This is a genomic window from Neobacillus vireti (assembly GCF_001026695.1).
Lineage (GTDB): Bacteria > Bacillota > Bacilli > Bacillales > Cytobacillaceae > Neobacillus > Neobacillus vireti.
Genome location: NZ_LDNB01000003.1, coordinates 15,389 through 38,072, shown reverse-complemented (window position 1 = coordinate 38,072; position 22,684 = coordinate 15,389). Strand labels below are relative to the sequence as shown.

Genomic DNA, 22,684 nt, shown 5'->3' with positions numbered 1-22,684 from the left:
ATGTTATTGCCAAAACGCGTAAAATATCGCCGTCAACATCGTGGTAAAATGCGTGGTAACGCAAAAGGCGGCACTGAAGTAACTTTCGGTGAATTCGGTCTCCAAGCTACTGAAGCTTCATGGATTACAAACCGTCAAATCGAAGCTGCACGTATTGCGATGACACGTTACATGAAACGTGGCGGTAAAGTATGGATTAAAATCTTCCCACATAAGCCTTACACTGCTAAACCGTTAGAAGTGCGGATGGGTTCCGGTAAAGGGGCACCTGAAGGATGGGTAGCTGTTGTTAAGCCTGGAAAAATCATGTTCGAAATCGCTGGCGTTTCTGAAGAAATCGCTCGTGAAGCACTTCGACTAGCAATGCACAAACTTCCTGTTAAATGTAAGTTTGTAAAACGAGAAGAAATTGGTGGTGAATCAAGTGAAAGCTAATGAACTGCGTGACCTTACCACTGCTGAAATTGAACAAAAAGTAAAATCTTTAAAAGAAGAACTTTTCAACCTTCGCTTTCAATTGGCGACAGGACAACTTGAAAACACAGCTCGTATTCGTGAAGTACGTAAATCGATTGCTCGCATGAAAACAGTTGTTCGTGAAAGAGAAATCAGCTTCAACAAGTAATCATTGAGAGGAGGTTCACGAATATGAGTGAACGTAACCAGCGCAAAGTTTACACTGGACGCGTTGTTTCTGACAAGATGGATAAAACCGTTACTGTATTAGTCGAAACACACAAAAAGCATCCATTATACGGTAAACGCGTTAAGTACTCTAAAAAGTTTAAAGCTCATGATGAGCAAAACGAGGCAAAAATTGGTGATGTAGTACGCATCATGGAAACTCGTCCGCTTTCAGCTACTAAACGCTTCCGTTTAGTTGAAGTAGTAGAAAAAGCAGTTATTATTTAATTGTTCGGATTACGCAACATTCCGAAGGGAGGTTACACACATGATTCAACAAGAATCACGTTTAAAAGTTGCTGACAACTCTGGTGCTCGTGAAGTACTTACGATTAAAGTTCTTGGTGGTTCTGGTCGCAAAACCGCTAATATCGGTGATGTGATCGTTTGTACCGTGAAACAAGCAACACCTGGTGGCGTTGTTAAAAAAGGTGACGTTGTTAAGGCTGTTATTGTTCGTACAAAGAGCGGTGCCCGCCGCCCTGATGGTTCATACATTCGTTTCGATGAAAACGCATGTGTCATTATCAAAGATGATAAAGGCCCACGTGGAACTCGTATCTTTGGACCAGTTGCCCGCGAACTTCGCGACAACAACTTTATGAAAATCGTATCTTTAGCTCCAGAAGTATTATAATTTAAATCCAAATTGCCTTTAAGGAGGTGCTTACGGATGCATGTTAAAAAAGGTGATAAGGTCAGAGTGATCTCTGGTAAGGATAAAGGCAAAACAGGTGTAATCCTCGCTGCTTATCCTAAAGAATCCCGTGTTCTTGTCGAAGGTGTAAACATCGTTAAGAAACACTCGAAACCTTCTCAAGTGAATCCACAAGGCGGAATTATCAGCTTTGAGGCTCCAATCCATGTATCAAATGTTATGCCTATCGATCCTAAATCAGGTAACCCTACCCGTGTAGGTTCCAAAACGGTTGATGGCAAGAAAGTACGCGTAGCAAAATCCGGTGTAGTTTTAGATAAATAGTTAAAAATTAAGAAGGGAGGTACCATAAGTGAACCGCCTAAAAGAAAAGTTTGTTAAAGAAGTGACACCTGCTCTAATGAGCAAGTTCAACTATAAATCAGTTATGCAAGTTCCAAAACTTGATAAGATCGTTATTAATATGGGTGTTGGTGACGCAGTTGCAAATGCAAAATCACTTGACAATGCAGTGGAAGAGCTTGCAACCCTTTCAGGTCAAAAACCTGTCGTAACACGTGCGAAAAAATCAATCGCTGGCTTCCGTCTTCGTGAAGGTATGCCAATCGGTGCAAAAGTTACTCTTCGCGGTGAGCGCATGTACGAATTCTTGGATAAATTAGTTTCCGTTTCTTTACCTCGTGTTCGTGACTTCCGTGGTGTTTCTAAAAAAGCATTCGATGGTCGCGGTAACTATACATTAGGTATTAAAGAACAATTAATCTTCCCTGAAATTGATTACGATAAAGTAAGCAAAGTTCGTGGCATGGATATCGTTATCGTAACGACTGCTAACACTGATGAAGAATCTCGTGAACTTTTAACTCAATTTGGAATGCCATTCCAAAAGTAATCGTTAAATAAGGGAGGCGAAAACGTGGCTAAAAAGTCAATGATTGCGAAACAACAGCGCACGCCTAAATTCAAAGTACAAGAGTACACACGCTGCGAACGTTGCGGACGTCCACACTCTGTATACCGTAAATTTAAGCTTTGCCGTATTTGTTTCCGTGAATTAGCATACAAAGGACAAATTCCTGGTGTTAAAAAAGCTAGCTGGTAAAACTAGAAGTTTGGGAAGGAGGTAAAAATAATGGTCATGACAGATCCAATTGCAGATATGCTTACTCGCATTCGTAATGCGAACATGGTGCGTCACGAAAAGTTAGAAGTGCCTGCTTCTAATTTGAAAAAAGAAATTGCTGAAATTTTAAAGCGCGAAGGTTTCGTACGTGATGTCGAATTTATCGAAGACAATAAACAAGGTATCATCCGTATCTTCTTAAAGTACGGAGCAAATAACGAACGTGTTATTACTGGTCTTAAGCGCATAAGCAAGCCTGGACTTCGAGTTTACGCTAAATCTACTGAGGTACCACGAGTTTTAAATGGTCTTGGTATCGCATTAGTCTCAACATCTACTGGTGTTATTACTGATAAAGAAGCTCGTGCAAAACAAGTCGGCGGAGAAGTATTAGCTTACGTTTGGTAAGAGAGTTTCTGAATGAATGGAGGTGCACTAAATGTCTCGCATAGGAAAAAAACCAATTGAAATTCCAGCAGGAGTTACGGTTACTTTAAACAACAATACTGTTACTGTTAAAGGACCTAAAGGCGAACTTACTCGTTCTTTTAATCCTGATATTGCAATTAACATTGAAGAAAACATTATCACAATCACTCGTCCTTCTGATGTGAAGGAACACCGCGCATTGCACGGAACAACTCGTGCGGTAATCGCGAACATGGTTGAGGGTGTTTCCACTGGTTTTACAAGAAACTTAGAGTTAATCGGGGTTGGATACCGTGTGCAAAAACAAGGAAACAAACTTGTTTTAAACGTTGGTTACTCACACCCAGTTGAATTTGAACCTGAAGCTGGCCTTGAAATTGAGGTACCTTCTAATACAAAGATTACCATTAAAGGTACTGATAAAGAACGTGTTGGTGAATTAGCTGCCAATATTCGCGGAGTACGTCCTCCAGAGCCGTATAAAGGCAAAGGAATTCGTTACGAAGGTGAATTCGTTCGTCGTAAAGAAGGTAAAACTGGTAAGTAATGCCGCATAAGGTAAATGAAAGGAGTGACGTAAATGATTACGAAGCTTGATAAAAACGCTACTCGCAAGAAAAGACATGCTCGTGTTCGTGCGAAACTTAGCGGTACCTCAGCTCGTCCGCGTCTAAATGTGTTTCGTTCTAACAAACATATTTATGCTCAAGTGATTGATGATATGAGCGGAGTAACTTTAGCAAGTGCTTCTACTTTAGATAAAGAATTTACTCTTGATTCATCTAGTAATGTTGAAGCAGCAAAAGCGGTCGGTGAATTAGTCGCTAAACGTGCGGTAGAAAAAGGTATCACTTCTGTTGTCTTTGATCGCGGAGGATACCTATACCATGGACGTGTTCAAGTATTAGCTGACGCTGCCCGCGAAAACGGCTTACAATTTTAATAGACAAAGGAGGGACACAAAAAGATGCGTCGTATTGATCCAAACAAACTTGAACTTGAAGAACGCGTAGTTACAGTTAACCGTGTTGCGAAAGTTGTTAAAGGTGGACGTCGTTTCCGTTTCTCTGCTCTAGTAGTAGTCGGGGATAAAAACGGTCATGTCGGATTCGGTACTGGTAAAGCACAAGAAGTGCCAGATGCGATTCGCAAAGCCATCGAAGATGCAAAGAAAAACTTAGTCGAAGTGCCAATGGTTGGAACGACTGTTCCTCACCAAGTAATTGGTCGCTTTGGTGCTGGTGAAATTCTTCTAAAACCTGCTTATGAAGGTACTGGAGTTATTGCCGGCGGTCCAGTTCGTGCCGTACTTGAGTTAGCAGGGGTAGCAGATATCCTTTCTAAATCATTAGGAACGAACACACCAATCAACATGGTGCGCGCTACAATTGAAGGGTTAAAACAATTAAAACGTGCTGAAGACGTAGCGAAATTACGTGGTAAATCAGTAGAAGAACTGTTAGGATAAGGGGGGAATTCAAATGGCGAAACTTTTAATTACCCTTAACCGCAGTGTAATTGGTCGCCCTGAGGACCAACGTGCAACAGTTACTGCATTAGGATTACGTAAATTAAATCAAACAGTTGAGCATCAAGATAACGCTGCGATTCGCGGTATGATTAACAAAGTTGCTCACCTTGTAACAGTTAAAGAACAATAATTGATTGTTTTCTTTCATAAGGAGGTGCCAATATGAAACTTCATGAATTAAAACCTGCCGAAGGTTCCCGTAAAGAACGTAAAAGATTAGGACGCGGTATCGGTTCTGGTCAAGGGAAAACTGCTGGTAAAGGTCATAAGGGACAAAATGCTCGTTCCGGCGGTGGCGTAAGACTTGGTTTCGAAGGTGGTCAAACTCCTTTATTCCGTCGTTTACCAAAACGTGGTTTTACCAATGTCAGCCGGAAAGAATTTGCCATTGTCAATCTTGATACTTTAAATCGCTTTGAAGACGGTACAGAAGTTACTCCAGAACTTCTTATCGAAACAGGCGTAGTAAGTAACGAAAAAGCAGGAATTAAGATTCTTGCTAATGGAACGCTAGAGAAAAAGTTGACTGTAAAAGCTCACAAATTCTCCTCTGCTGCTAAGGAAGCAATCGAAGCTGCTGGTGGAACTACTGAGGTGAACTAATGTTCCAGACAATCTCCAATTTTATGCGCGTGGGTGATATAAGAAAAAAGATTATTTTCACCCTTTTAATGTTAGTCGTATTTCGACTTGGTACATTTATACCAGTACCGAATGTAAATGCAGATGTGCTTGCTAATCAAGATAAGCTTAGTGTATTCGGTATTTTAAATACCTTTGGCGGTGGAGCATTGAAGCAATTCTCCATCTTCGCGATGGGTATCATGCCGTATATCACTGCATCGATTATCATTCAGCTTCTGCAAATGGATGTCGTTCCGAAGTTTACGGAATGGTCCAAACAAGGTGAATCAGGGCGTCGTAAGATTGCTCAAATCACCCGTTATTTCACTATCATTCTTGGATTTATCCAAGCATTGGGGATGTCTTATGGCTTTAATAACTTAGCCGGTGGACAATTGATTCAAAACAATGGAATTGGTACTTATTTATTGATTGCAGTTACATTAACTGCTGGTACAGCTTTCTTGATGTGGTTAGGCGAGCAAATTACTGAAAAAGGTGTTGGAAATGGAATTTCCATAATCATCTTTGCCGGGATCGTTGCTGGTATGCCTAGCACCATTAATCAAATCTTTGTACAGCAATTTGAAAACGCAGGAGAAGCTCTTTTCTTACGTATTGTAACTGTTGTTCTAATAGCACTTGCGGTTATTGCCATTATCGTTGGAGTTATTTTCATTCAACAAGCAAACCGTAAAATTCCAATTCAATATGCAAAACGCGTAGTAGCAGGACGGAATCCGGTAGGTGGTCAATCCACGCACATGCCGTTAAAGGTTAACGCAGCCGGCGTAATTCCTGTAATCTTTGCTGTTTCGTTTATTGTAACACCAAGGACAATTGCATCATTTTTCTCACAAAATGATGTAACGCTTTGGATTAACAGATATCTTGACTATTCTCATCCTGTTGGGATGACGTTATATGCAGCACTAATTATCGCGTTTACTTATTTCTATGCTTTTATTCAAGTTAACCCTGAACAAGCAGCGGAAAACTTACAGAAGCAAAGCGGCTATATTCCGGGCATTCGTCCAGGAAAAAGCACGCAGGAATACTTAACTCGCGTTTTATACCGTCTAACCTTTGTGGGAGCAATTTTCTTAACAGTGATTGCTGTCCTTCCGACTATTTTTATCAAAATAGCGAATTTGCCGCAATCGGCGCAAATCGGGGGAACAAGCTTGCTGATCGTTGTCGGGGTTGCACTTGATACGTATAAGCAGCTTGAAGCACAATTAGTTAAACGTCATTATAAAGGTTTTATAAAGTAAAGGTTTTGGGGGCCGTTGGTTCCCTAAGACCCATTTATAGCACGAGGGGGAACACGTGTGAATTTAGTATTAATGGGCCTTCCAGGTGCCGGCAAAGGCACTCAGGCTGAAAGAATCGTCGAACAATACGGCATCCCTCATATCTCTACAGGAGATATGTTCCGTGCAGCGATGAAAGAAGGAACTGAATTGGGAATAAAAGCAAAATCCTTTATGGATAAAGGTGAACTTGTTCCTGATGAAGTTACGATTGGGATTGTACGGGAACGATTAAGTAAAGAAGACTGTCAAAAAGGCTTCCTACTAGATGGTTTTCCTAGAACAGTACCTCAAGCAGAAGCATTGGAAAATCTATTAGTTGATTTATATAAAAAAATCAATTATGTGATAAATATAAATGTAGACAAGAGTATTCTAATGGACCGTTTGACGGGACGCCGGATTTGTAAAGAATGTGGATCGACTTATCATTTAGTATTTAATCCTCCTGCAAAAGAGGGTGTGTGCGACCGCTGTGGCGGCGAGCTTTATCAAAGAGCTGATGATAATGCAGAAACCGTTCAAAATCGCTTAGACGTCAATATCAAACAACAAGAACCATTACTTACTTTTTATGAAACAAAAGGCTACCTACGCACGATTGATGGTCAGCAGGATATTCAAAAAGTATTCGCTGATATCGAGCAATTGCTTGAGGATTTGCATTAATGCTCATTAGTGAAACAGTGCGAGCGACTCTCGAACATCTCTTCAAAAGAAATCAAAAGTATGTGGAAGCAAAAGCTTTTCTATTGTACTGAGTATGTAGGACCGAGAGTTGGGCAAGACTTACATGTGGAATTCGTTATTCCTGATAATGTAGAAATTACTTGCGGACAGAAGACGAACAATATGTTAATATTAAAAGGTTGCTATTGTAGTACAACTGAGAAGAATTGCTTTATATATGATGATCAGAAGGGAGACGAGATGATGGCCAAAGATGATGTTATTGAAATTGAAGGTAAGGTTATTGAAACTTTGCCAAATGCAATGTTTAAGGTAGAATTAGAAAATGGTCATACTGTGCTAGCTCATGTTTCTGGTAAAATTCGAATGCACTTCATTCGAATCCTTCCGGGTGACAAGGTGACTGTTGAGCTTTCTCCATATGACTTAACACGCGGAAGAATTACTTACCGCTTCAAATAATCAGCTTGCACTCCGTACCATTAAGGAGGTTAGGATAATGAAAGTAAGACCATCTGTTAAACCGATCTGCGAAAAGTGCAAAGTTATCCGTAGACGCGGAAAAGTTATGGTTATCTGTGAAAACCCTAAACATAAACAAAAACAAGGTTAATTTTGAAGGAGGTGCGCTTCAATATGGCACGTATTGCTGGTGTAGATATTCCACGTGAAAAACGTGTAGTAATCTCATTAACTTACATTTATGGTATTGGTAAAAATACCGCACAAAAAGTTCTAGCAGAAGCTGGTGTTTCTGAAGATACTCGTGTGCGTGATTTAACTGAAGAAGAATTAAACAAAATCCGTGACATCATCGACAAATTAAAAGTTGAAGGTGATCTTCGCCGTGAAGTTTCTCTTAACATTAAGCGTTTAATGGAAATTGGCTGCTACCGCGGATTACGTCATCGTCGTGGTTTACCGGTTCGTGGACAAAATACGAAAAACAACGCTCGTACACGCAAAGGTCCTCGTAAGACTGTTGCGAACAAGAAGAAGTAATCGGCAAAGGAGGTTATTTAAATGGCACGTAAAACGAATACACGTAAACGTCGTGTTAAAAAGAATATTGAATCTGGTATCGCGCATATCCGTTCAACATTTAACAATACAATCGTAACTATCACTGATGTTCATGGTAATGCAATTTCATGGTCAAGTGCTGGTGCACTTGGATTTAGAGGTTCTCGTAAATCTACTCCATTCGCAGCTCAAATGGCAGCTGAAACTGCAGCTAAGACATCAATTGAACACGGCATGAAAACTTTAGAAGTTACTGTTAAAGGACCTGGCGCAGGACGTGAAGCTGCTATCCGTGCTCTTCAAGCTGCTGGTCTTGAAGTAACAGCAATCAAAGACGTTACACCTGTTCCTCATAATGGATGCCGTCCACCAAAACGCCGTCGTGTTTAATTTTTCTGTATAGAACTCGTATCATGCGTCTATAATGGATATGATACTTATTTTTTCCAGAAAAATTATTCCAGTTGTTGTGCACAAAACGGGAACGTATACATGGGGGAATTTCAATTATTACTTATAAATAATTGAGGTTTCGACGTTTTGAAGGAGGGTTATTTGATGATCGAAATAGAAAAACCAAAAATCGAAACGGTTGAGATCAACGATGATGCCAAGTACGGTAAGTTCGTCGTAGAGCCACTTGAGCGTGGATATGGTACCACTTTGGGTAACTCCTTACGTCGTATCCTATTATCTTCACTCCCAGGTGCCGCTGTTACATCGATTCAGGTCGATGGGGTACTTCATGAGTTCTCAACAATTGAAGGCGTCGTAGAGGATGTAACATCCATCATTTTAAACATTAAAAAAGTCGCTTTAAAAATCTATTCTGACGAAGAAAAAACACTTGAAATTGATGTGCAGGGTGAAGGACCTGTTAAGGCAGGCAATATTACACATGATAGTGATGTTGAGATTTTAAATCCAAACCTTCATATTGCGACATTAGCGACAAATGGACATCTTCGCATGCGTTTAACGGCAAGACGTGGACGTGGTTATACACCGGCTGAACAGAACAAAAGAGAAGATCAGCCAATCGGTGTGATTCCGATTGATTCCATTTATACGCCAGTATCACGTGTGTCCTTCCAGGTAGAAAATACTCGTGTAGGTCAAATGTCTAATTTTGATAAGCTTACGCTTGATGTTTGGACAGATGGAAGCACTGGGCCTAAAGAAGCGATTGCTCTTGGTTCGAAAATTTTGACTGAGCATTTGAATATTTTTGTCGGTTTAACTGATGAAGCGCAAAATGCTGAAATTATGATTGAAAAAGAAGAAGACCAAAAGGAAAAAGTTCTGGAGATGACAATTGAAGAACTCGATCTTTCTGTTCGTTCTTATAACTGCTTAAAGCGTGCTGGTATCAACACTGTTCAGGAATTAGCTAATAAGACTGAAGAAGATATGATGAAGGTTCGTAATTTAGGCCGCAAATCACTCGAAGAAGTGAAGGCGAAACTAGAAGAGCTTGGATTGGGCCTGCGTAAAGACGACTGATTTTGTGCTCGTTAGTAACGCTGCTTAAATTCCGCTTTATGACTTCAACAAAGGAGGGAACCCTTCATGGCATACAGAAAGTTAGGACGCACAAGTGCACAGCGTAAAGCTATGCTACGTGATTTAACTACAGATTTAATTATCAACGAGCGCATCGAAACAACAGAAACTCGTGCGAAAGAAATTCGTGTGACTGTTGAAAAAATGATCACTCTAGGCAAACGCGGTGATTTACATGCTCGCCGTCAAGCTGCATCATATGTTCGTAATGAAGTAGCTGATGCTGAAAATAATACAAGTGCATTACAAAAACTTTTCGCTGATATCGCACCACGTTATCAAGAGCGTCAAGGTGGATACACTCGTATTATGAAACTTGGACCACGCCGCGGTGACGGTGCACCAATGGTTATTATCGAGTTAGTTTAATAAATGCTTTAACAGACAACAAGGGCGCTGGACAGTTTACAAACAAACTTGTTCTTTGCCCTTTTTCTGTAAAGGAAATTTTATATTATGTTAGACCCAAGCCAAAACGAGTGTTATGATGAGCGTGACTCCAATTGATTGGAGAAATCTTAAAAGATTGACTTGATATCATGTAGACATTTTTTAGTTTTACTCGATATTAGGGATCTTTTATCATTGTCGTATCCCATGTGGATGCGTGGATTGAAATACGCCCCGTCTAGCTCATGCACCTCCTCCCATTTCTTTTATAGAAATCCCTATTTATCGCAGTTGAACACGTTGCTGCCGGGGACGAGGTGCGGGCTTTTTTTGTTATTAGGAAAAGGTAGATGAGATGAGCTGAGAGGAGGAATATCAATGAACAAGTCAATTGTTTCGCTTAAGGAAGTATCCTTTCAATACGATGAACAGGAACGCTATGCGTTAAATCATGTCAGCTTCGACATTTATGAAGGGGAGTGGCTGGCAATCGTTGGTCATAACGGTTCTGGTAAGTCGACGATGGCAAAGCTCCTTAATGGCTTGCAGTTTCCGCAGCAAGGCGAGATTACTGTTTGCGGTATGCAGCTTAACGAAGAGTCGATTTGGGATATCCGTAAAAAGATTGGAATGGTTTTTCAAAACCCTGATAACCAATTTGTCGGGACAACGGTGCAGGATGATGTGGCTTTTGGTCTAGAAAATAATGGGATACCCAGAGATGAAATGGTCCAAAGAGTCGAAGATTCATTAAGAAAAGTGAAAATGGACAAGTTTCTATATCAAGAGCCCCACCATCTTTCAGGTGGACAGAAGCAGCGGGTAGCCATTGCTGGTGTACTGGCCTTAAGACCTTCGATTATTATTCTTGATGAAGCGACGTCGATGCTTGACCCTAGAGGACGAGAAGAGGTATTAGAGACAGTTAGACTATTAAAAGCGGAAAAAGCTTTAACCGTTATCTCGATTACCCACGACTTGGAAGAGGCTGCTAAAGCTGATCGCATTATTGTTATGAATAAAGGAGAGGTTTTTCGCGAAGGGACACCGGAAGAAATCTTCTCAATGGACGAACAATTGATTCAATTAGGGTTGGATATTCCTTTCTCAGTGAAAATGAGCAAAGCTTTCCGGCAAAAAGGAATTGACGTATCCAAGCATTATTTATCGGAAGAAGAGTTGGTGACAGAGCTATGGACATCTCGCTTCAGCATATAGATTATCGGTACCAAGCAAACACGCCTTTTGAACGGCTGGCGATTGAGGATGTTTCTATAGATATACCATCTGGAACATACATGGCAATCATTGGGCATACTGGCTCTGGTAAATCGACAGTATTGCAGCATTTAAACGCCCTCCTGCAGCCTTCAAAAGGAACTGTTAAAATTGGTGACCGTGAAATTAAAGCCCAGCAGAAAAATAAGAACTTAAAGCAAGTGCGTCAAAAGGTAGGGATTGTTTTTCAATTTCCTGAACATCAATTGTTTGAAGAAACGGTAGAAAAGGATATCATCTTTGGCCCGCTAAATTTTGGTGTTTCAGAGCCAGTAGCCAAGGAACGAGCCAGAAAGGCATTGAAGCAAGTCGGGCTCGCAGAAGAGATTTTGGAAAAGTCGCCGTTTGATCTTTCAGGCGGACAGATGCGGCGGGTTGCGATTGCTGGAGTATTGGCGATGGAGCCTGATGTGATTGTCTTGGATGAGCCCACCGCCGGTTTAGATCCGCGCGGCCGTAAAGAAATTATGGATATGTTTTATGCCCTCCATAAAGATCGAAACCTTTCGACCATATTAGTCACTCATAGTATGGAGGATGCGGCCAGATACGCTGACCAAATAGTCATTATGCAGCAAGGGAAGGTTGTCAACCAGGGGACACCAGAGGAGATATTCTCTTCGCCCGTTGAATTGGTTAAAATGGGGCTCGATGTTCCGGAAGTGGTTCGTTTTCAGCTTAAGCTGGAGGAGAAAACAGGAATGAAGTTAGGTAAAATTTATCTGTCTATCGAAGAGCTGTCTTCTGCGGTAACAGAGGCTTTAAGCAGAGGTGTTCGCTCATGATGGAAAAAATGATTTTCGGCCGATATGTACCGGCAGATTCCGTGATTCATAAGATGGACTCCCGTTCAAAGCTCATTATTATCTTTCTATTTGTTTGTGTTATTTTTCTAGCGAATAATGCAGTAACGTATGCACTTATTGGAATTTATACTTTTTTCATGCTAGGAATGTCGCGGATTCCGATTCGTTTTCTATATGGCGGGCTTAAGCCTGTTCTCTGGCTTGTTCTGTTTACCTTAGTCCTACAACTTTTCTTTACAAAGGAAGGCGCACTTTTGGTTTCATGGGGGCCTGTGAAAATTTATGAAGAAGGCTTAAAAATGGGGATTTTTATTTCGTTGCGTTTCTTCTTTTTAATTTTAATGACCTCATTGCTGACATTAACGACTACTCCTATTGAGATTACCGACGGACTTGAAACCTTATTGAATCCTTTAAAAAAGGTGAAGTTTCCAGTACATGAAATGGCGTTGATGATGTCAATCTCTTTGCGCTTTATTCCGACATTAATGCAGGAAACTGATAAAATTATGAAGGCGCAAATTGCCCGTGGAGTTGAATTTGCCAGCGGTCCATTCAAGGAACGAATTAAGGCGGTAATCCCGCTGCTCATTCCCTTGTTTGTCAGTTCCTTTAAAAGGGCGGAAGAACTGGCGATTGCGATGGAGGCTAGAGGCTATCGCGGCGGAGAAGGCAGGACGAAATACCGGCAATTAAGCTGGCATCTGGCAGATTCCCTGCAACTAGTACTATTAGGTATGTTAACCATTCTTTTATTCTTATTACGTTCATAATGGGGCGAAACGATGCAAAGGTATAAATGTGTTATTTCCTATGATGGCTCGGGGTTTTCCGGTTATCAGGTCCAGCCCAATAAACGGACGGTCCAATCAGAGTTAGAAGCGATGTTGGCAAAAATGCATAAAGGGGCCAGCATAAAGGTCATTGGTTCAGGCCGTACTGATGCGGGCGTTCATGCCAAGGGGCAGGTCATTCATTTCGATTCCCCACTTCCGATTCCGGAACAGAAATGGGAAGTCGCCTTGAACTCGATGCTTCCAGAAGATATTTCTGTTCTATCGGTTAAAAAGGTAGACCCGTCATTTCATGCACGTTTTGATGCTGTTGGGAAAGAATATCGCTATGTGCTTCATTTATCTCCTATACGGGATCCGTTCCAGCGGAATTATGCCTCTCGGTACCCATACCCATTACATTTGGATGCAATTAGGGAGGCAAGTAAATTTTTCCTCGGAACCCACGACTTTACTAGCTTTTGCTCAGCGAAAACAGAAGTCGAGGATAAAATCCGGACAATTGAGACGATCGATTTTATTAACGTTGGAGACTTACTGACCATTCGTTTTGTCGGGAATGGCTTTTTATATAATATGGTTCGGATACTGGTGGGAACTTTACTAGCAGTTGGCTCTGGAGATTTTTCGCCTGAGGATATACCGGTTATTATAGAAAAAAAGGATCGACGCTTTGCCGGAAAAACAGCACCTCCTCAGGGTTTATATCTTTGGAAAGTTTTTTACTAACACAACCCGACCTGGTGTAACATTTTCTTGACAATTTGACTATTAGTATTTATTATATTATATGTGTGTGTTTTTAATCCCACGATAAAGCCCCGGAAAGTCTTCATCGTGATTGAAAATATATGAATTGAAACTTAAGCGCACAGCTGGCTTTAACCTTGATTCCCGGAACAGAATTATTGGTCGATTGCTTGATGATAGTGCGAACATAATAATCTTTAATGGATTTAATTAGGAGGGAAACTCATGCGTACAACGTTTATGGCAAATGCTAACAATATCGAGCGTAAATGGTACGTGATTGATGCTGAGGGCAAAACTCTTGGTCGTCTTGCTTCTGAAGTAGCATCAATCTTACGTGGTAAAAACAAACCTACTTTTACACCACATGTTGACACTGGTGATAATGTAATCATTCTAAACGCTTCAAAGATAGAATTAACTGGTAATAAATTAAATGATAAAATTTACTACCGTCACACTATGCATCCAGGTGGTTTAAAACAAAGAACTGCTTTGGAAATGCGTACAAACTATGCTGAGAAAATGATCGAACTTGCTGTTAAAGGCATGCTTCCAAAGAATTCTCTTGGTCGTCAAATGTTTAAAAAATTACACGTATATGCTGGCGCAGAACATCCGCACCAAGCACAAAAACCAGAAGTTTACGAACTTCGCGGTTAATTAAAAGGAGGGAAATCACTTGGCACAAGTTCAATATATTGGTACTGGTCGTCGTAAGAGCTCTGTCGCACGTGTGCGCTTAGTTCCAGGTACAGGCAAAGTTGTTGTTAACGGACGTGAAATTGAAGATTATATCCCATTTGAAGCTTTACGTGTTGTTGTAAGACAACCATTAGTAGCTACTGAAACTCTTGGCAGCTATGATGTTTTCGTAAACGTAAAAGGTGGCGGTTATACTGGTCAAGCTGGCGCAATCCGTCATGGTGTTGCTCGTGCATTATTGCAAGCTGATCCAGAATACCGTCCAACATTAAAACGCGCTGGATTATTAACTCGTGATCCACGTATGAAAGAACGTAAAAAATACGGACTTAAAGGCGCTCGTCGTGCACCTCAGTTCTCAAAACGTTAAAAACCCAGTCGTATCAAGGGTTACGCCCATTTGGATTCTATCACCAAATGGGCGTTTTTTTTTATCTGAAATCTGGTAAAAACCCGAAAGTGAATGTAATAAAATGAAAGGTTTTTTTGAATTATTGGTTATCGTGATTTATCGGTGGAAAGTGGAAATCGAGAAAAATGGATAGGACAGGTTTATTCCTTCAACTGGAACAAACGTTGCGGACGGCCAACTGTTCCGTATTGCAGGAATTCCTCAATAAAGTCCTTCTCGATGAGGTAATCCAAATACGCTCGGGCGGTTGAGCGGCTGACTCCTGCTAATTGAGCAATCTGTGCTGCACTGCTGAGCTGTTGTTCTTGTTTTATTGATTTCTTTATCCTTTCCAGAGTACGTAAGTCAAGGCCTTTTGGCAATTTTTCCTCAAGATGAGATTTTGGAGCTCGATATTTTTTAAGACCTTCTACAAAATTTTGGTCCAGCTGATTGCTCGAAAGTAAGTGGGATTTATATTGGCTATATTTCTTCAGCGTCTCTTTCAAAAGATCCAGTTTAAACGGTTTAATTAAATAATTAAAAATCCCTAATCGAAATGCCTCTTCAATAATATGAATTTCTGTAGCTGCAGTAATTAAAATCACATCGCAGCGAAGGTTTCTTGAACGAATATCCCGTAAAACTTCAAGGCCAGAGCGATCAGGTAAATAAACATCAAGCAGGAGTAAATCAGGCTTGAGCTTACTAGATAGGGAAACGGTTTCATCAAAATTTTTGGCAATACCAACAAGCTGATATCCCTCTTGTTGTTCAATATACTTGCCATGAAGATTAGCAATCATAAAATCATCGTCAATGACTAATACACGTTGCTGCGAAGCACTCATCTCAATTCCCCCTTTATAGGCAAAGTGACAACCATTCTCGTACCTTTTAAATTACTATTGCATACTATTAACCCATTATGGTTCGAAATTAACCGAGCAATAAATGCTAAACCAAATCCCCGTCCCTTTCCTTTTGTCGTGATACCATCCTTGAAAATAGCATCTTTAATTGTGGGATCGATACCAGGTCCGTTATCCTCTACCTGTATAACCAGTTCATTTTCTTCTTCTTTTATATAGATGGATACAATAAAGTGTTCACGTTGAATAACAGATGTCTGTATTGCCTCGAAAGCGTTTTCAACAAGGTTTCCTAATATGGTAATGACAATTTCCCGATAGGGACAATTCTCAGTAACCAAGGAGGCGTTTTCTATCGTTAGTTTAATCCCAAGCTCTTGCGCCCTATGTGCTTTGCCAACCAGAATTCCAGCAATCGCCGGGTCACGGATTTTTGTCAAATAATACTGGATTGTATGTTGATAGTCTTCATTTTCTTGTTTAATAACCGCTTCAGCCAATTCATATTCATTCGTTTGGATGAGTCCTGAAATTAAGTGTAATTTATTCATGTATTCATGTCGTTGGCTCCGTAATGTATCCACATACTTCCCAATATCATCCAAGTGTTGATCGATTTTATCAAGTTGGAGCTTGTCCCGAAATGTGCTAACAGCGCCAATCACTTTATCCGCCAGAATCACGGGCACCCAATTGGAAATCACCAGCGTATTGCCGACAATCATCGGCTGATCATTTTGAGGGATGCCTTTTTGGAGGACATCAGGCAAACTGCTCACCGGCAGGATTGCCCCAAGTTCTTTTCCGATTAATTCACTATCCTCCATCTCCATGATTTTTTTTGCCTCACGATTGCAGGTAACGATTTTTCCCTCACCATTGACTGCGATGACACCTTCACGAATGGCTTCAAATATGGCAGATTGCTTCTCCATTTCAAAGGCAATTTCAAATGGCTCCAAATTAAAAATTTGTTTTTTGACATGGCCCGATAAAAAATAGGCACCTGTCAAACCAAAAAGGAGAGCAACTAGGCCAATTCCGATGAATTTCACCAAAAACGGTAACAATTGATGCCAAATATTTTTATCAAGATAACCAACGGAGACAATCCCGATTTGTTGGTGTTTCTGATTAAATATGGGAGTTTTTCCTCGAATCGAAGGACCGAGGGTACCTTTAGCTTTTGTGATACTATCTTTGCCTTTAAGGACAATGTCGTTATCCTCACCCACCATATATTCACCAATTCTTGCTGGATTTGGATGACTGTAACGAAGAGTATCCATGTTGCTTACAATAATAAATTCTGCCCCAGTTTTCATTCGAAGTGTTTCCGCAATCGGTTGAATCACTTCAGAAGGGTTTTGATTATCAAATGCCTTAATAATTTGCGGCATACTGGCGACTGTTCGCGCTACTGTAAGAGCTTGTTCGCCTCTTTCAGAAAATTTATTGGACACAAACATAAAGGAAAAGGCTGAAATCACCAAGATTAGGACGAAAAGAATATTGAAGGAAACAAGCCAATTAATTTTATTTCTCAAGGTCATTTTCTTTAAAAGCTGCATATCAGTCACCTTACATAATTATTAGAAAAGAAAGAATATACAAATATCTTACCAATAAAACGTCACAGCAAAAAGTCTTTTTCGCTGCCAATATCGTCAAAACTGTAAAAATCGTTCTTATTGAATTTTTTGCCAAAATATTTTAATTTCAGAAAATTCCTATAATATTTATGTAAGCGGTACCAAGTAAACAACGATAAAGGAGGCAGCAATATGAATCAACAGAGCCCGCGCTTACCAGATTCTCCAATGATTGATCTGCAAGGCGTCACTAAAGAATTTTTAAAGCCTTCAGGCGAGGTCCATACCGTTTTGCGCAATATTAATCTTCGCGTAGCAAAAGGTGAATTTTGTTCTATTGTCGGACCAACTGGTTGTGGGAAATCGACAACATTAAGTCTAATCGCAGGCTTCGAGGCACCTTCGCTGGGAAAAGTTCAAATCAAGGGAGAGAAGTTGGAAGGGATCAATTCCCGGGCTTCATGTGTCTTTCAAACGGAGAATGCATTTCCCTGGAAGACCGTCATTGACAATGTTTCTCTTGGTTTACGACTAAATGGGACGAGTAAAAATGACGCCTTTCAAGAGGCTAGGCGCTGGATCGAGAAGGTGGGATTGAAGGGCTTTGAGGGTCACTACCCGCATCAACTTTCCGGCGGAATGAGAAAGCGTGTTGCCTTGGCGCAGTGCTTGATCACTCAACCAGAAATTTTACTTATGGATGAATCATTTTCTGCGCTTGACGTACACACTAGGCATTTAATGGAAAATGAGCTTCTGAAAATTTGGGAGGAAACGTCCGCATCCGTGTTTTTTATCACGCACGATTTGGAGGAAGCGATAGCACTGAGCGATCGGGTTATTGTACTGACAGCGGGTCCGGCCGCAACAATTAAGGGCGATTATAGGATTAATCTGGAGAGACCGAGAAATGTGGCGGAAATTCGCTTTGATAAGCAATTCGCGGAACTTCATGAGCAAATTTGGAATGATTTACGAGATGAGGTGATGGTTAGCTATGCAAGTGCAAACAACGCTTAACACACAAGAAGAGATTGAGACACGGAAAAAGGAAATGAGGATCAGAGCCTCAAAAATAAAAATTCGCAATTTATCACTGCAAATTATCGTTTTCATAGCGATATTCGGCTCCTGGGAGTTCTTTTCGGATAAGAACATCATCGATCCGTTCTTTTTCTCCAGTCCGTCTTCCATCGTTAAACAAATTGTGGAATGGGTTATTGAAGGTACAAGTCAGGGTCCTCTATATGTTCATTTTGTTGTTTCATTTGAGGAAACAGTCATCGCCTTTGTTATCGGTGTCATTCTAGGAGTCATCGCCGGATATGCCCTGGGCATGAATGATCTTCTCGCAGTCATATTCGGACCTTATATCCAAATGTTGAATGCACTCCCGAGGGTTGTGCTGGCACCGATTTTTATTATCTGGTTTGGGCTTGGCATGCCTTCGAAGGTCGCACTAGGAGTTACGCTTACTTTTTTTATCGTATTTTTCAATGCCTTCCAGGGCGTTCGAGAAGTGGACAAAAACTTGCTCAACAACGCCCGTTTACTTGGAGCCAATAAGAGGCAGCTGGCCCAGCATGTCATCATTCCATCGGCGTTAACCTGGATTTTATCCAGCTTGCATTCCAGCTTCGGATTTGCATTGGTTGGCGCGGTTGTAGGTGAATTTATTGGCTCTACAAAAGGTCTTGGTTTTCTCATTGCGCAAGCCCAAGGAGCTTTCAATACCACCGGGGTATTTGCAGGGATGGTTCTCTTATCGGTTACGGCTTTGGCCGCTAACTGGGCCGTTTCTAAATTGGAAACGCGCTTTATCGCGTGGAGGCATGTTCGTCAATAGCTCCGGTTTTACGAATTTAATTCATAATATAAAGGGGAATGAAAGATGAAATTTGGTAAAAGCACAAAGTTTGGCGCAGGTATCATCATGTCACTAGGTTTGATTTTGGCCGGCTGCGGAAATGCGGATAAGACTGCTTCCCAATCGGATTCAAAAGGGGACGATAAACCGGCTGCTACTGAAACGGTTAAGCTTCCAAAAGTCAATATCATGGTTGGTGGATTGGAAAAAATTATCTATCTTCCGGCTAAATTGACAGAAAACCTGGGTTATTTCAAAGAAGAAGGACTTGAAGTGGAGCTTACGAGCCAGGCTTCCGGCGTCAATGCCGAGCAGGCGCTCATTGCCGGCGAGGTTCAGGGGGTTGTCGGTTTTTATGATCATACCATTGATATGCAAGCTAAAGGTAAAGAGCTTCAAGCGGTAGCGCTGTTTGCTACGAACCCTGGAGCCAGGCTAATGGTTACGAACAAAGCGAAGGATCAATTCAAAACTTTAGCTGATTTGAAGGGGAAAAATATCGGCATTACAAGCCCAGGGGCTTCATCACACTTTTTGGTCAACTACTTAGTTTCTAAAGGCGGAAACTCAACGAAAGACTATGTTCCTTTGGCCGTGGGGGCAGGTCCAACATTGATTGCCGCCATGGAACAAGGGAAGGTGGACATAGCATGGGCGACTCAGCCTACCATAGCATTGCTTGAACAAAAAGGAATTGCTACTTCGTTTGTGGACCTGGAGACCAAGGAAGGGTCGCAACAAACACTTGGCGGCACATATGCGGCCCCAAGCTTATATATGAATTCGGATTACGTGAAGAAAAACCCGGAAGTGGTACAGCGTTTAGCCAATGCTTTTGTTAAAACATTGAGATACATGAGCACGCATAAGGCGGAAGAAATTGCTGACAAATTGCCGAAGGAATTCTATGCGGGCGATAAAGAATTGTATATAAAATCGCTTGAATCCAGCTTATCCATGTTCACGGCTGATGGAAAAATGCCTGACGGCGGACCGGAGAAAGTGTTGGAAATTTTACAGGTATTTAAACCTGAGCTGAAAGACACTAAAATCGACCTTAACAAAACGTTTACCAACGAGTTTGTCGATAAAGTGAAAAAATAGAAGAATCCTAAAATACGGTAATTACACATTTATTTATCCGGAAGAGGTGTAAAAGACACCTCTTTTGGCTTGGTTAAAACTCTAATTAAAGGGTGTGACAATTTGAACAGCATGGTATCGCCGGGCTCCCGGCTAAGGGAAGCTATAAAAATGGAAAAACCGCTTCAGGTGGTTGGCACCATAAATGCATATACAGCCATGATGGCAGAGCGAGTAGGCTATCGCGCTATTTATTTATCCGGCGGCGGCGCGGCCAATGCCTCTTTTGGGCTGCCGGACCTAGGCATCACTACGTTAAATGACGTTGTCGAGGATGTTCGGCGGATTACAAACGCAAGCTCATTGCCGTTATTGGTCGACGCGGACACTGGCTTCGGCGGCGCCTTTAATATCGGACGTACGGTCCGCTTGATGATTCAGGCCGGTGCAGCTGGAATTCATATCGAAGACCAAGTATCGGCAAAGCGCTGCGGTCATCGGCCTAACAAAGCGATCGTCAGCCTCTCGGAGATGGTAGACAGAATCAAGGCGGCCGTAGATGCTAAGACTGATCCGGATTTTTTGGTGATGGCGCGTACGGATGCGCTTGCTGTCGAAGGACTGGATGCCGCCATTGAGAGAGCCTGTGCATGCGTTGAAGCCGGCGCAGATATGATTTTTCCAGAGGCCGTACTTACCCTGGAGCAATACGACATATTCGTTAAGGCAGTGGGAGTACCCGTACTTGCCAACATTACTGAATTTGGACAAACACCGCTCTTTACTGTCAATGAACTGGAACAAGCGGGTGTCAGTCTAGTATTGTACCCATTATCCGCCTTTCGCGCTATGAATGCAGCCGCCTTGAAAGTCTATCAGGGGATTCGCAGTGAGGGTACACAAAAGAATGTGGTAGATCTAATGCAAACGCGAATGGAGCTTTACGATTTTCTTAATTACCATGAGTATGAACAAAAACTTGACCGATTATTTAAGCAAGAAAATGAAGAGAGGTCATTATAGGAGAGCAAATCTGATAAAACGGAGGAATTTCTATGTCATTCCATACAAGCAATGTTAGACCTAAACCAGATCAGGTATTGCTGGATTTGGCCGATTATGTCTACGATGTTGAGATTCAGAGCCCGGAAGCCTATCAAACGGCGCGCTTTAGTATGATTGATGCGCTAGGCTGCGGCTTTTTGGCATTACGTTATCCGGAGTGTACGAAACATCTTGGCCCTATCGTTCCGGGAACCCTAGTTCCACACGGTGCAAAGGTACCCGGAACCCAATACCAACTGGATCCGGTGACAGCGGCGTTTAATATCGGCTGCATGATCCGTTGGTTAGATTACAATGATACATGGCTTGCCGCCGAATGGGGGCATCCTTCCGATAATCTTGGGGGCATTCTTGCCGCAGCCGACTACATCAGCCGAAGGAATGCTGCAGATGGTTTGGAGCCTTTGGTGATGAAAGATGTGCTGACCGCGATGATCAAAGCCCATGAAATACAAGGCGTCCTTGCGCTTGAAAACAGCTTTAATCGCGTAGGGCTGGATCATGTGCTGCTCGTAAAGGTGGCTACTGCCGCCGTGGTCACAAAGCTGTTGGGCGGATCGAAGGAAGAGATGATTAACGCGGTGTCTAATGCGTGGGTGGATGGGCAAGCGCTTCGTACATATCGTCATGCACCGAATACAGGATCCCGTAAATCGTGGGCTGCCGGAGATGCCACTAGCCGCGCTGTTCGTCTCTCCTTGATGGCATTAAAAGGCGAGATGGGTTATCCTTCTGCACTTACCGCAAAAACCTGGGGCTTTTACGACGTATTATTCAAAGGAAACGAATTCAAGTTTCAGCGTCCTTACGGCTCCTATGTGATGGAGAACGTGCTGTTCAAGATTTCTTATCCCGCTGAATTTCATGCACAAACAGCAGTGGAGTGTGCGATACGACTGCATCCTGAGCTTGAAGGCAGATTGGAAGATATCGATCGCATTGTGTTAACAACGCACGAATCGGCCATTCGCATCATCGATAAAAAAGGGCCGCTGCACAATCCGGCAGACCGTGATCACTGTTTACAGTATATGGTTGCGATTGGATTGATTTTTGGCGAATTAACTGCGGATCATTACGAAGATACAATAGCAAGCGATCCTAGGATTGATGCGCTTCGGGATAAAATGGTTACACAGGAAGATCTCCGTTATACCCATGAATATCACGAGCCTAACTTGCGTTCAATAGCTAATGCGGTGCAGATTTTCTTCAATGATGGGAGTTGCACGGAGAAAGTGGAAGTGGAGTTTCCGATCGGCCACAGTAAAAGACGTGCGGAGGGCATTCCGCTGCTGGAACAGAAATTTGAAGCAAACCTGGCTACTCGTTTTCCGCATAAGCAAATGCAAGCCATTAAAGAGCTCTGCTTAAACCAACAGGAACTGGAGCAAATGCCTGTCCATCACTTTGTTGATCGGTTTGTGATTTAGTTTAAAGCTTCATTAGGGGA

The 22,684-nt window shown here is 41.8% G+C and carries 34 protein-coding genes; 32 read left to right on the top strand and 2 right to left on the bottom strand.

Going from position 1 to position 22,684, the window contains the following annotated elements:
* The 27 genes from rplP to rpsI all read left to right on the top strand — a co-directional run bounded on the left by rplP (position 1) and on the right by rpsI (position 14,731).
* Positions 1–435 (top strand): 50S ribosomal protein L16, encoded by a 435-nt coding sequence (rplP, locus tag AA980_RS05590; protein ID WP_024027900.1) that lies wholly within the window; start codon positions 1–3, stop codon positions 433–435.
* Positions 425–625 (top strand): 50S ribosomal protein L29, encoded by a 201-nt coding sequence (gene rpmC / locus AA980_RS05585; RefSeq protein WP_024027899.1) that lies wholly within the window; start codon positions 425–427, stop codon positions 623–625. Before rplP ends, rpmC begins: the two co-directional genes overlap by 11 nt.
* A 23-nt stretch (positions 626–648) precedes the next feature.
* Positions 649–912, top strand: coding sequence for a 30S ribosomal protein S17 (gene rpsQ, locus AA980_RS05580; protein WP_007085281.1), 264 nt, complete (start codon positions 649–651; stop codon positions 910–912).
* A gap of 40 nt (positions 913–952) precedes the next feature.
* The gene (rplN, locus tag AA980_RS05575; protein WP_024027898.1) at positions 953–1,321 is read left to right on the top strand and encodes a 50S ribosomal protein L14; all 369 of its coding nucleotides are present in this window, start codon (positions 953–955) and stop codon (positions 1,319–1,321) included.
* A gap of 36 nt (positions 1,322–1,357) precedes the next feature.
* Positions 1,358–1,666, top strand: a complete 309-nt coding sequence (gene rplX, locus AA980_RS05570) for a 50S ribosomal protein L24 (RefSeq protein WP_024027897.1) — start codon at positions 1,358–1,360, stop codon at positions 1,664–1,666.
* Positions 1,667–1,694: 28 nt separating this feature from the next.
* Positions 1,695–2,234, top strand: a complete 540-nt coding sequence (rplE, locus tag AA980_RS05565; protein ID WP_024027896.1) for a 50S ribosomal protein L5 — start codon at positions 1,695–1,697, stop codon at positions 2,232–2,234.
* 24 nt (positions 2,235–2,258) lie between these two features.
* A complete protein-coding gene (rpsN, locus tag AA980_RS05560; protein ID WP_007085277.1) occupies positions 2,259–2,444 on the top strand; it encodes a 30S ribosomal protein S14 in 186 nt (61 codons plus the stop codon).
* 30 nt (positions 2,445–2,474) lie between these two features.
* A complete protein-coding gene (gene rpsH / locus AA980_RS05555) occupies positions 2,475–2,873 on the top strand; it encodes a 30S ribosomal protein S8 (protein ID WP_024027895.1) in 399 nt (132 codons plus the stop codon).
* A gap of 31 nt (positions 2,874–2,904) precedes the next feature.
* Entirely contained in the window at positions 2,905–3,441 is a 537-nt protein-coding gene (gene rplF, locus AA980_RS05550) for a 50S ribosomal protein L6 (RefSeq protein ID WP_024027894.1), read from the top strand.
* A gap of 33 nt (positions 3,442–3,474) precedes the next feature.
* On the top strand, positions 3,475–3,837 hold the full coding sequence (rplR, locus tag AA980_RS05545) for a 50S ribosomal protein L18 (RefSeq protein ID WP_024027893.1): 363 nt from the start codon (positions 3,475–3,477) through the stop codon (positions 3,835–3,837).
* Positions 3,838–3,861: 24 nt separating this feature from the next.
* Positions 3,862–4,362 (top strand): 30S ribosomal protein S5, encoded by a 501-nt coding sequence (gene rpsE / locus AA980_RS05540; RefSeq protein WP_024027892.1) that lies wholly within the window; start codon positions 3,862–3,864, stop codon positions 4,360–4,362.
* A gap of 13 nt (positions 4,363–4,375) precedes the next feature.
* Entirely contained in the window at positions 4,376–4,555 is a 180-nt protein-coding gene (gene rpmD / locus AA980_RS05535) for a 50S ribosomal protein L30 (RefSeq protein WP_024027891.1), read from the top strand.
* Positions 4,556–4,587: 32 nt separating this feature from the next.
* Entirely contained in the window at positions 4,588–5,028 is a 441-nt protein-coding gene (rplO, locus tag AA980_RS05530; protein WP_024027890.1) for a 50S ribosomal protein L15, read from the top strand.
* Positions 5,028–6,323, top strand: a complete 1,296-nt coding sequence (secY, locus tag AA980_RS05525) for a preprotein translocase subunit SecY (RefSeq protein ID WP_024027889.1) — start codon at positions 5,028–5,030, stop codon at positions 6,321–6,323. The genes rplO and secY overlap by 1 nt, the downstream gene beginning before the upstream one ends.
* 57 nt (positions 6,324–6,380) lie before the next feature.
* Positions 6,381–7,031 carry an adenylate kinase gene (locus tag AA980_RS05520; RefSeq protein ID WP_024027888.1) on the top strand — a complete coding sequence of 217 codons (651 nt, stop codon included), beginning with the start codon at positions 6,381–6,383 and terminating at the stop codon, positions 7,029–7,031.
* Between the two features lie 264 nt (positions 7,032–7,295).
* Positions 7,296–7,514, top strand: a complete 219-nt coding sequence (infA, locus tag AA980_RS05515) for a translation initiation factor IF-1 (RefSeq protein WP_007085268.1) — start codon at positions 7,296–7,298, stop codon at positions 7,512–7,514.
* Between the two features lie 37 nt (positions 7,515–7,551).
* Entirely contained in the window at positions 7,552–7,665 is a 114-nt protein-coding gene (gene rpmJ, locus AA980_RS05510; protein ID WP_000868344.1) for a 50S ribosomal protein L36, read from the top strand.
* A gap of 23 nt (positions 7,666–7,688) precedes the next feature.
* Positions 7,689–8,054, top strand: a complete 366-nt coding sequence (rpsM, locus tag AA980_RS05505; RefSeq protein ID WP_024027887.1) for a 30S ribosomal protein S13 — start codon at positions 7,689–7,691, stop codon at positions 8,052–8,054.
* 21 nt (positions 8,055–8,075) lie between these two features.
* On the top strand, positions 8,076–8,465 hold the full coding sequence (rpsK, locus tag AA980_RS05500; RefSeq protein ID WP_024027886.1) for a 30S ribosomal protein S11: 390 nt from the start codon (positions 8,076–8,078) through the stop codon (positions 8,463–8,465).
* Between the two features lie 168 nt (positions 8,466–8,633).
* Positions 8,634–9,578 carry a DNA-directed RNA polymerase subunit alpha gene (locus AA980_RS05495; RefSeq protein WP_024027885.1) on the top strand — a complete coding sequence of 315 codons (945 nt, stop codon included), beginning with the start codon at positions 8,634–8,636 and terminating at the stop codon, positions 9,576–9,578.
* Positions 9,579–9,644: 66 nt separating this feature from the next.
* Positions 9,645–10,007 (top strand): 50S ribosomal protein L17, encoded by a 363-nt coding sequence (gene rplQ, locus AA980_RS05490; protein WP_024027884.1) that lies wholly within the window; start codon positions 9,645–9,647, stop codon positions 10,005–10,007.
* Between the two features lie 399 nt (positions 10,008–10,406).
* On the top strand, positions 10,407–11,246 hold the full coding sequence (locus AA980_RS05485) for an energy-coupling factor ABC transporter ATP-binding protein (protein WP_024027883.1): 840 nt from the start codon (positions 10,407–10,409) through the stop codon (positions 11,244–11,246).
* Positions 11,222–12,091, top strand: coding sequence for an energy-coupling factor ABC transporter ATP-binding protein (locus tag AA980_RS05480; RefSeq protein WP_024027882.1), 870 nt, complete (start codon positions 11,222–11,224; stop codon positions 12,089–12,091). Before AA980_RS05485 ends, AA980_RS05480 begins: the two co-directional genes overlap by 25 nt.
* Complete coding sequence (locus tag AA980_RS05475) at positions 12,088–12,885, top strand: energy-coupling factor transporter transmembrane component T family protein (protein WP_034723789.1); 798 nt, start codon at positions 12,088–12,090, stop codon at positions 12,883–12,885. The genes AA980_RS05480 and AA980_RS05475 overlap by 4 nt, the downstream gene beginning before the upstream one ends.
* Positions 12,886–12,897: 12 nt before the next feature.
* Entirely contained in the window at positions 12,898–13,635 is a 738-nt protein-coding gene (gene truA, locus AA980_RS05470) for a tRNA pseudouridine(38-40) synthase TruA (protein ID WP_024027880.1), read from the top strand.
* 246 nt (positions 13,636–13,881) lie between these two features.
* Positions 13,882–14,319 carry a 50S ribosomal protein L13 gene (gene rplM / locus AA980_RS05465; RefSeq protein ID WP_024027879.1) on the top strand — a complete coding sequence of 146 codons (438 nt, stop codon included), beginning with the start codon at positions 13,882–13,884 and terminating at the stop codon, positions 14,317–14,319.
* A 19-nt stretch (positions 14,320–14,338) separates the two neighbouring features.
* Positions 14,339–14,731, top strand: a complete 393-nt coding sequence (gene rpsI, locus AA980_RS05460) for a 30S ribosomal protein S9 (protein WP_024027878.1) — start codon at positions 14,339–14,341, stop codon at positions 14,729–14,731.
* Between the two features lie 182 nt (positions 14,732–14,913).
* On the opposite strand, the gene AA980_RS05455 is transcribed toward rpsI, so the two are convergent.
* Both AA980_RS05455 and AA980_RS05450 read right to left on the bottom strand, forming a co-directional pair.
* The gene (locus AA980_RS05455) at positions 14,914–15,603 is read right to left on the bottom strand and encodes a response regulator (protein WP_024027877.1); all 690 of its coding nucleotides are present in this window, start codon (positions 15,601–15,603) and stop codon (positions 14,914–14,916) included.
* Positions 15,600–17,195 carry an ATP-binding protein gene (locus AA980_RS05450; RefSeq protein ID WP_024027876.1) on the bottom strand — a complete coding sequence of 532 codons (1,596 nt, stop codon included), beginning with the start codon at positions 17,193–17,195 and terminating at the stop codon, positions 15,600–15,602. Before AA980_RS05450 ends, AA980_RS05455 begins: the two co-directional genes overlap by 4 nt.
* Positions 17,196–17,408: 213 nt before the next feature.
* On the opposite strand from AA980_RS05450, the gene AA980_RS05445 reads away from it, so the two are divergent.
* From AA980_RS05445 to AA980_RS05425, 5 genes are all read left to right on the top strand, one after another.
* Complete coding sequence (locus AA980_RS05445) at positions 17,409–18,236, top strand: ABC transporter ATP-binding protein (protein ID WP_024027875.1); 828 nt, start codon at positions 17,409–17,411, stop codon at positions 18,234–18,236.
* Positions 18,214–19,062, top strand: coding sequence for an ABC transporter permease (locus tag AA980_RS05440; protein WP_024027874.1), 849 nt, complete (start codon positions 18,214–18,216; stop codon positions 19,060–19,062). The genes AA980_RS05445 and AA980_RS05440 overlap by 23 nt, the downstream gene beginning before the upstream one ends.
* A gap of 45 nt (positions 19,063–19,107) precedes the next feature.
* Positions 19,108–20,187: an ABC transporter substrate-binding protein gene (locus AA980_RS05435; protein WP_024027873.1), complete on the top strand. Its 1,080-nt coding sequence runs from the start codon at positions 19,108–19,110 to the stop codon at positions 20,185–20,187.
* A gap of 111 nt (positions 20,188–20,298) precedes the next feature.
* Positions 20,299–21,189, top strand: a complete 891-nt coding sequence (gene prpB, locus AA980_RS05430; protein WP_034723797.1) for a methylisocitrate lyase — start codon at positions 20,299–20,301, stop codon at positions 21,187–21,189.
* A 32-nt stretch (positions 21,190–21,221) separates the two neighbouring features.
* Positions 21,222–22,664: a bifunctional 2-methylcitrate dehydratase/aconitate hydratase gene (locus AA980_RS05425; RefSeq protein ID WP_024027871.1), complete on the top strand. Its 1,443-nt coding sequence runs from the start codon at positions 21,222–21,224 to the stop codon at positions 22,662–22,664.
* Positions 22,665–22,684 lie beyond the last annotated feature (20 nt).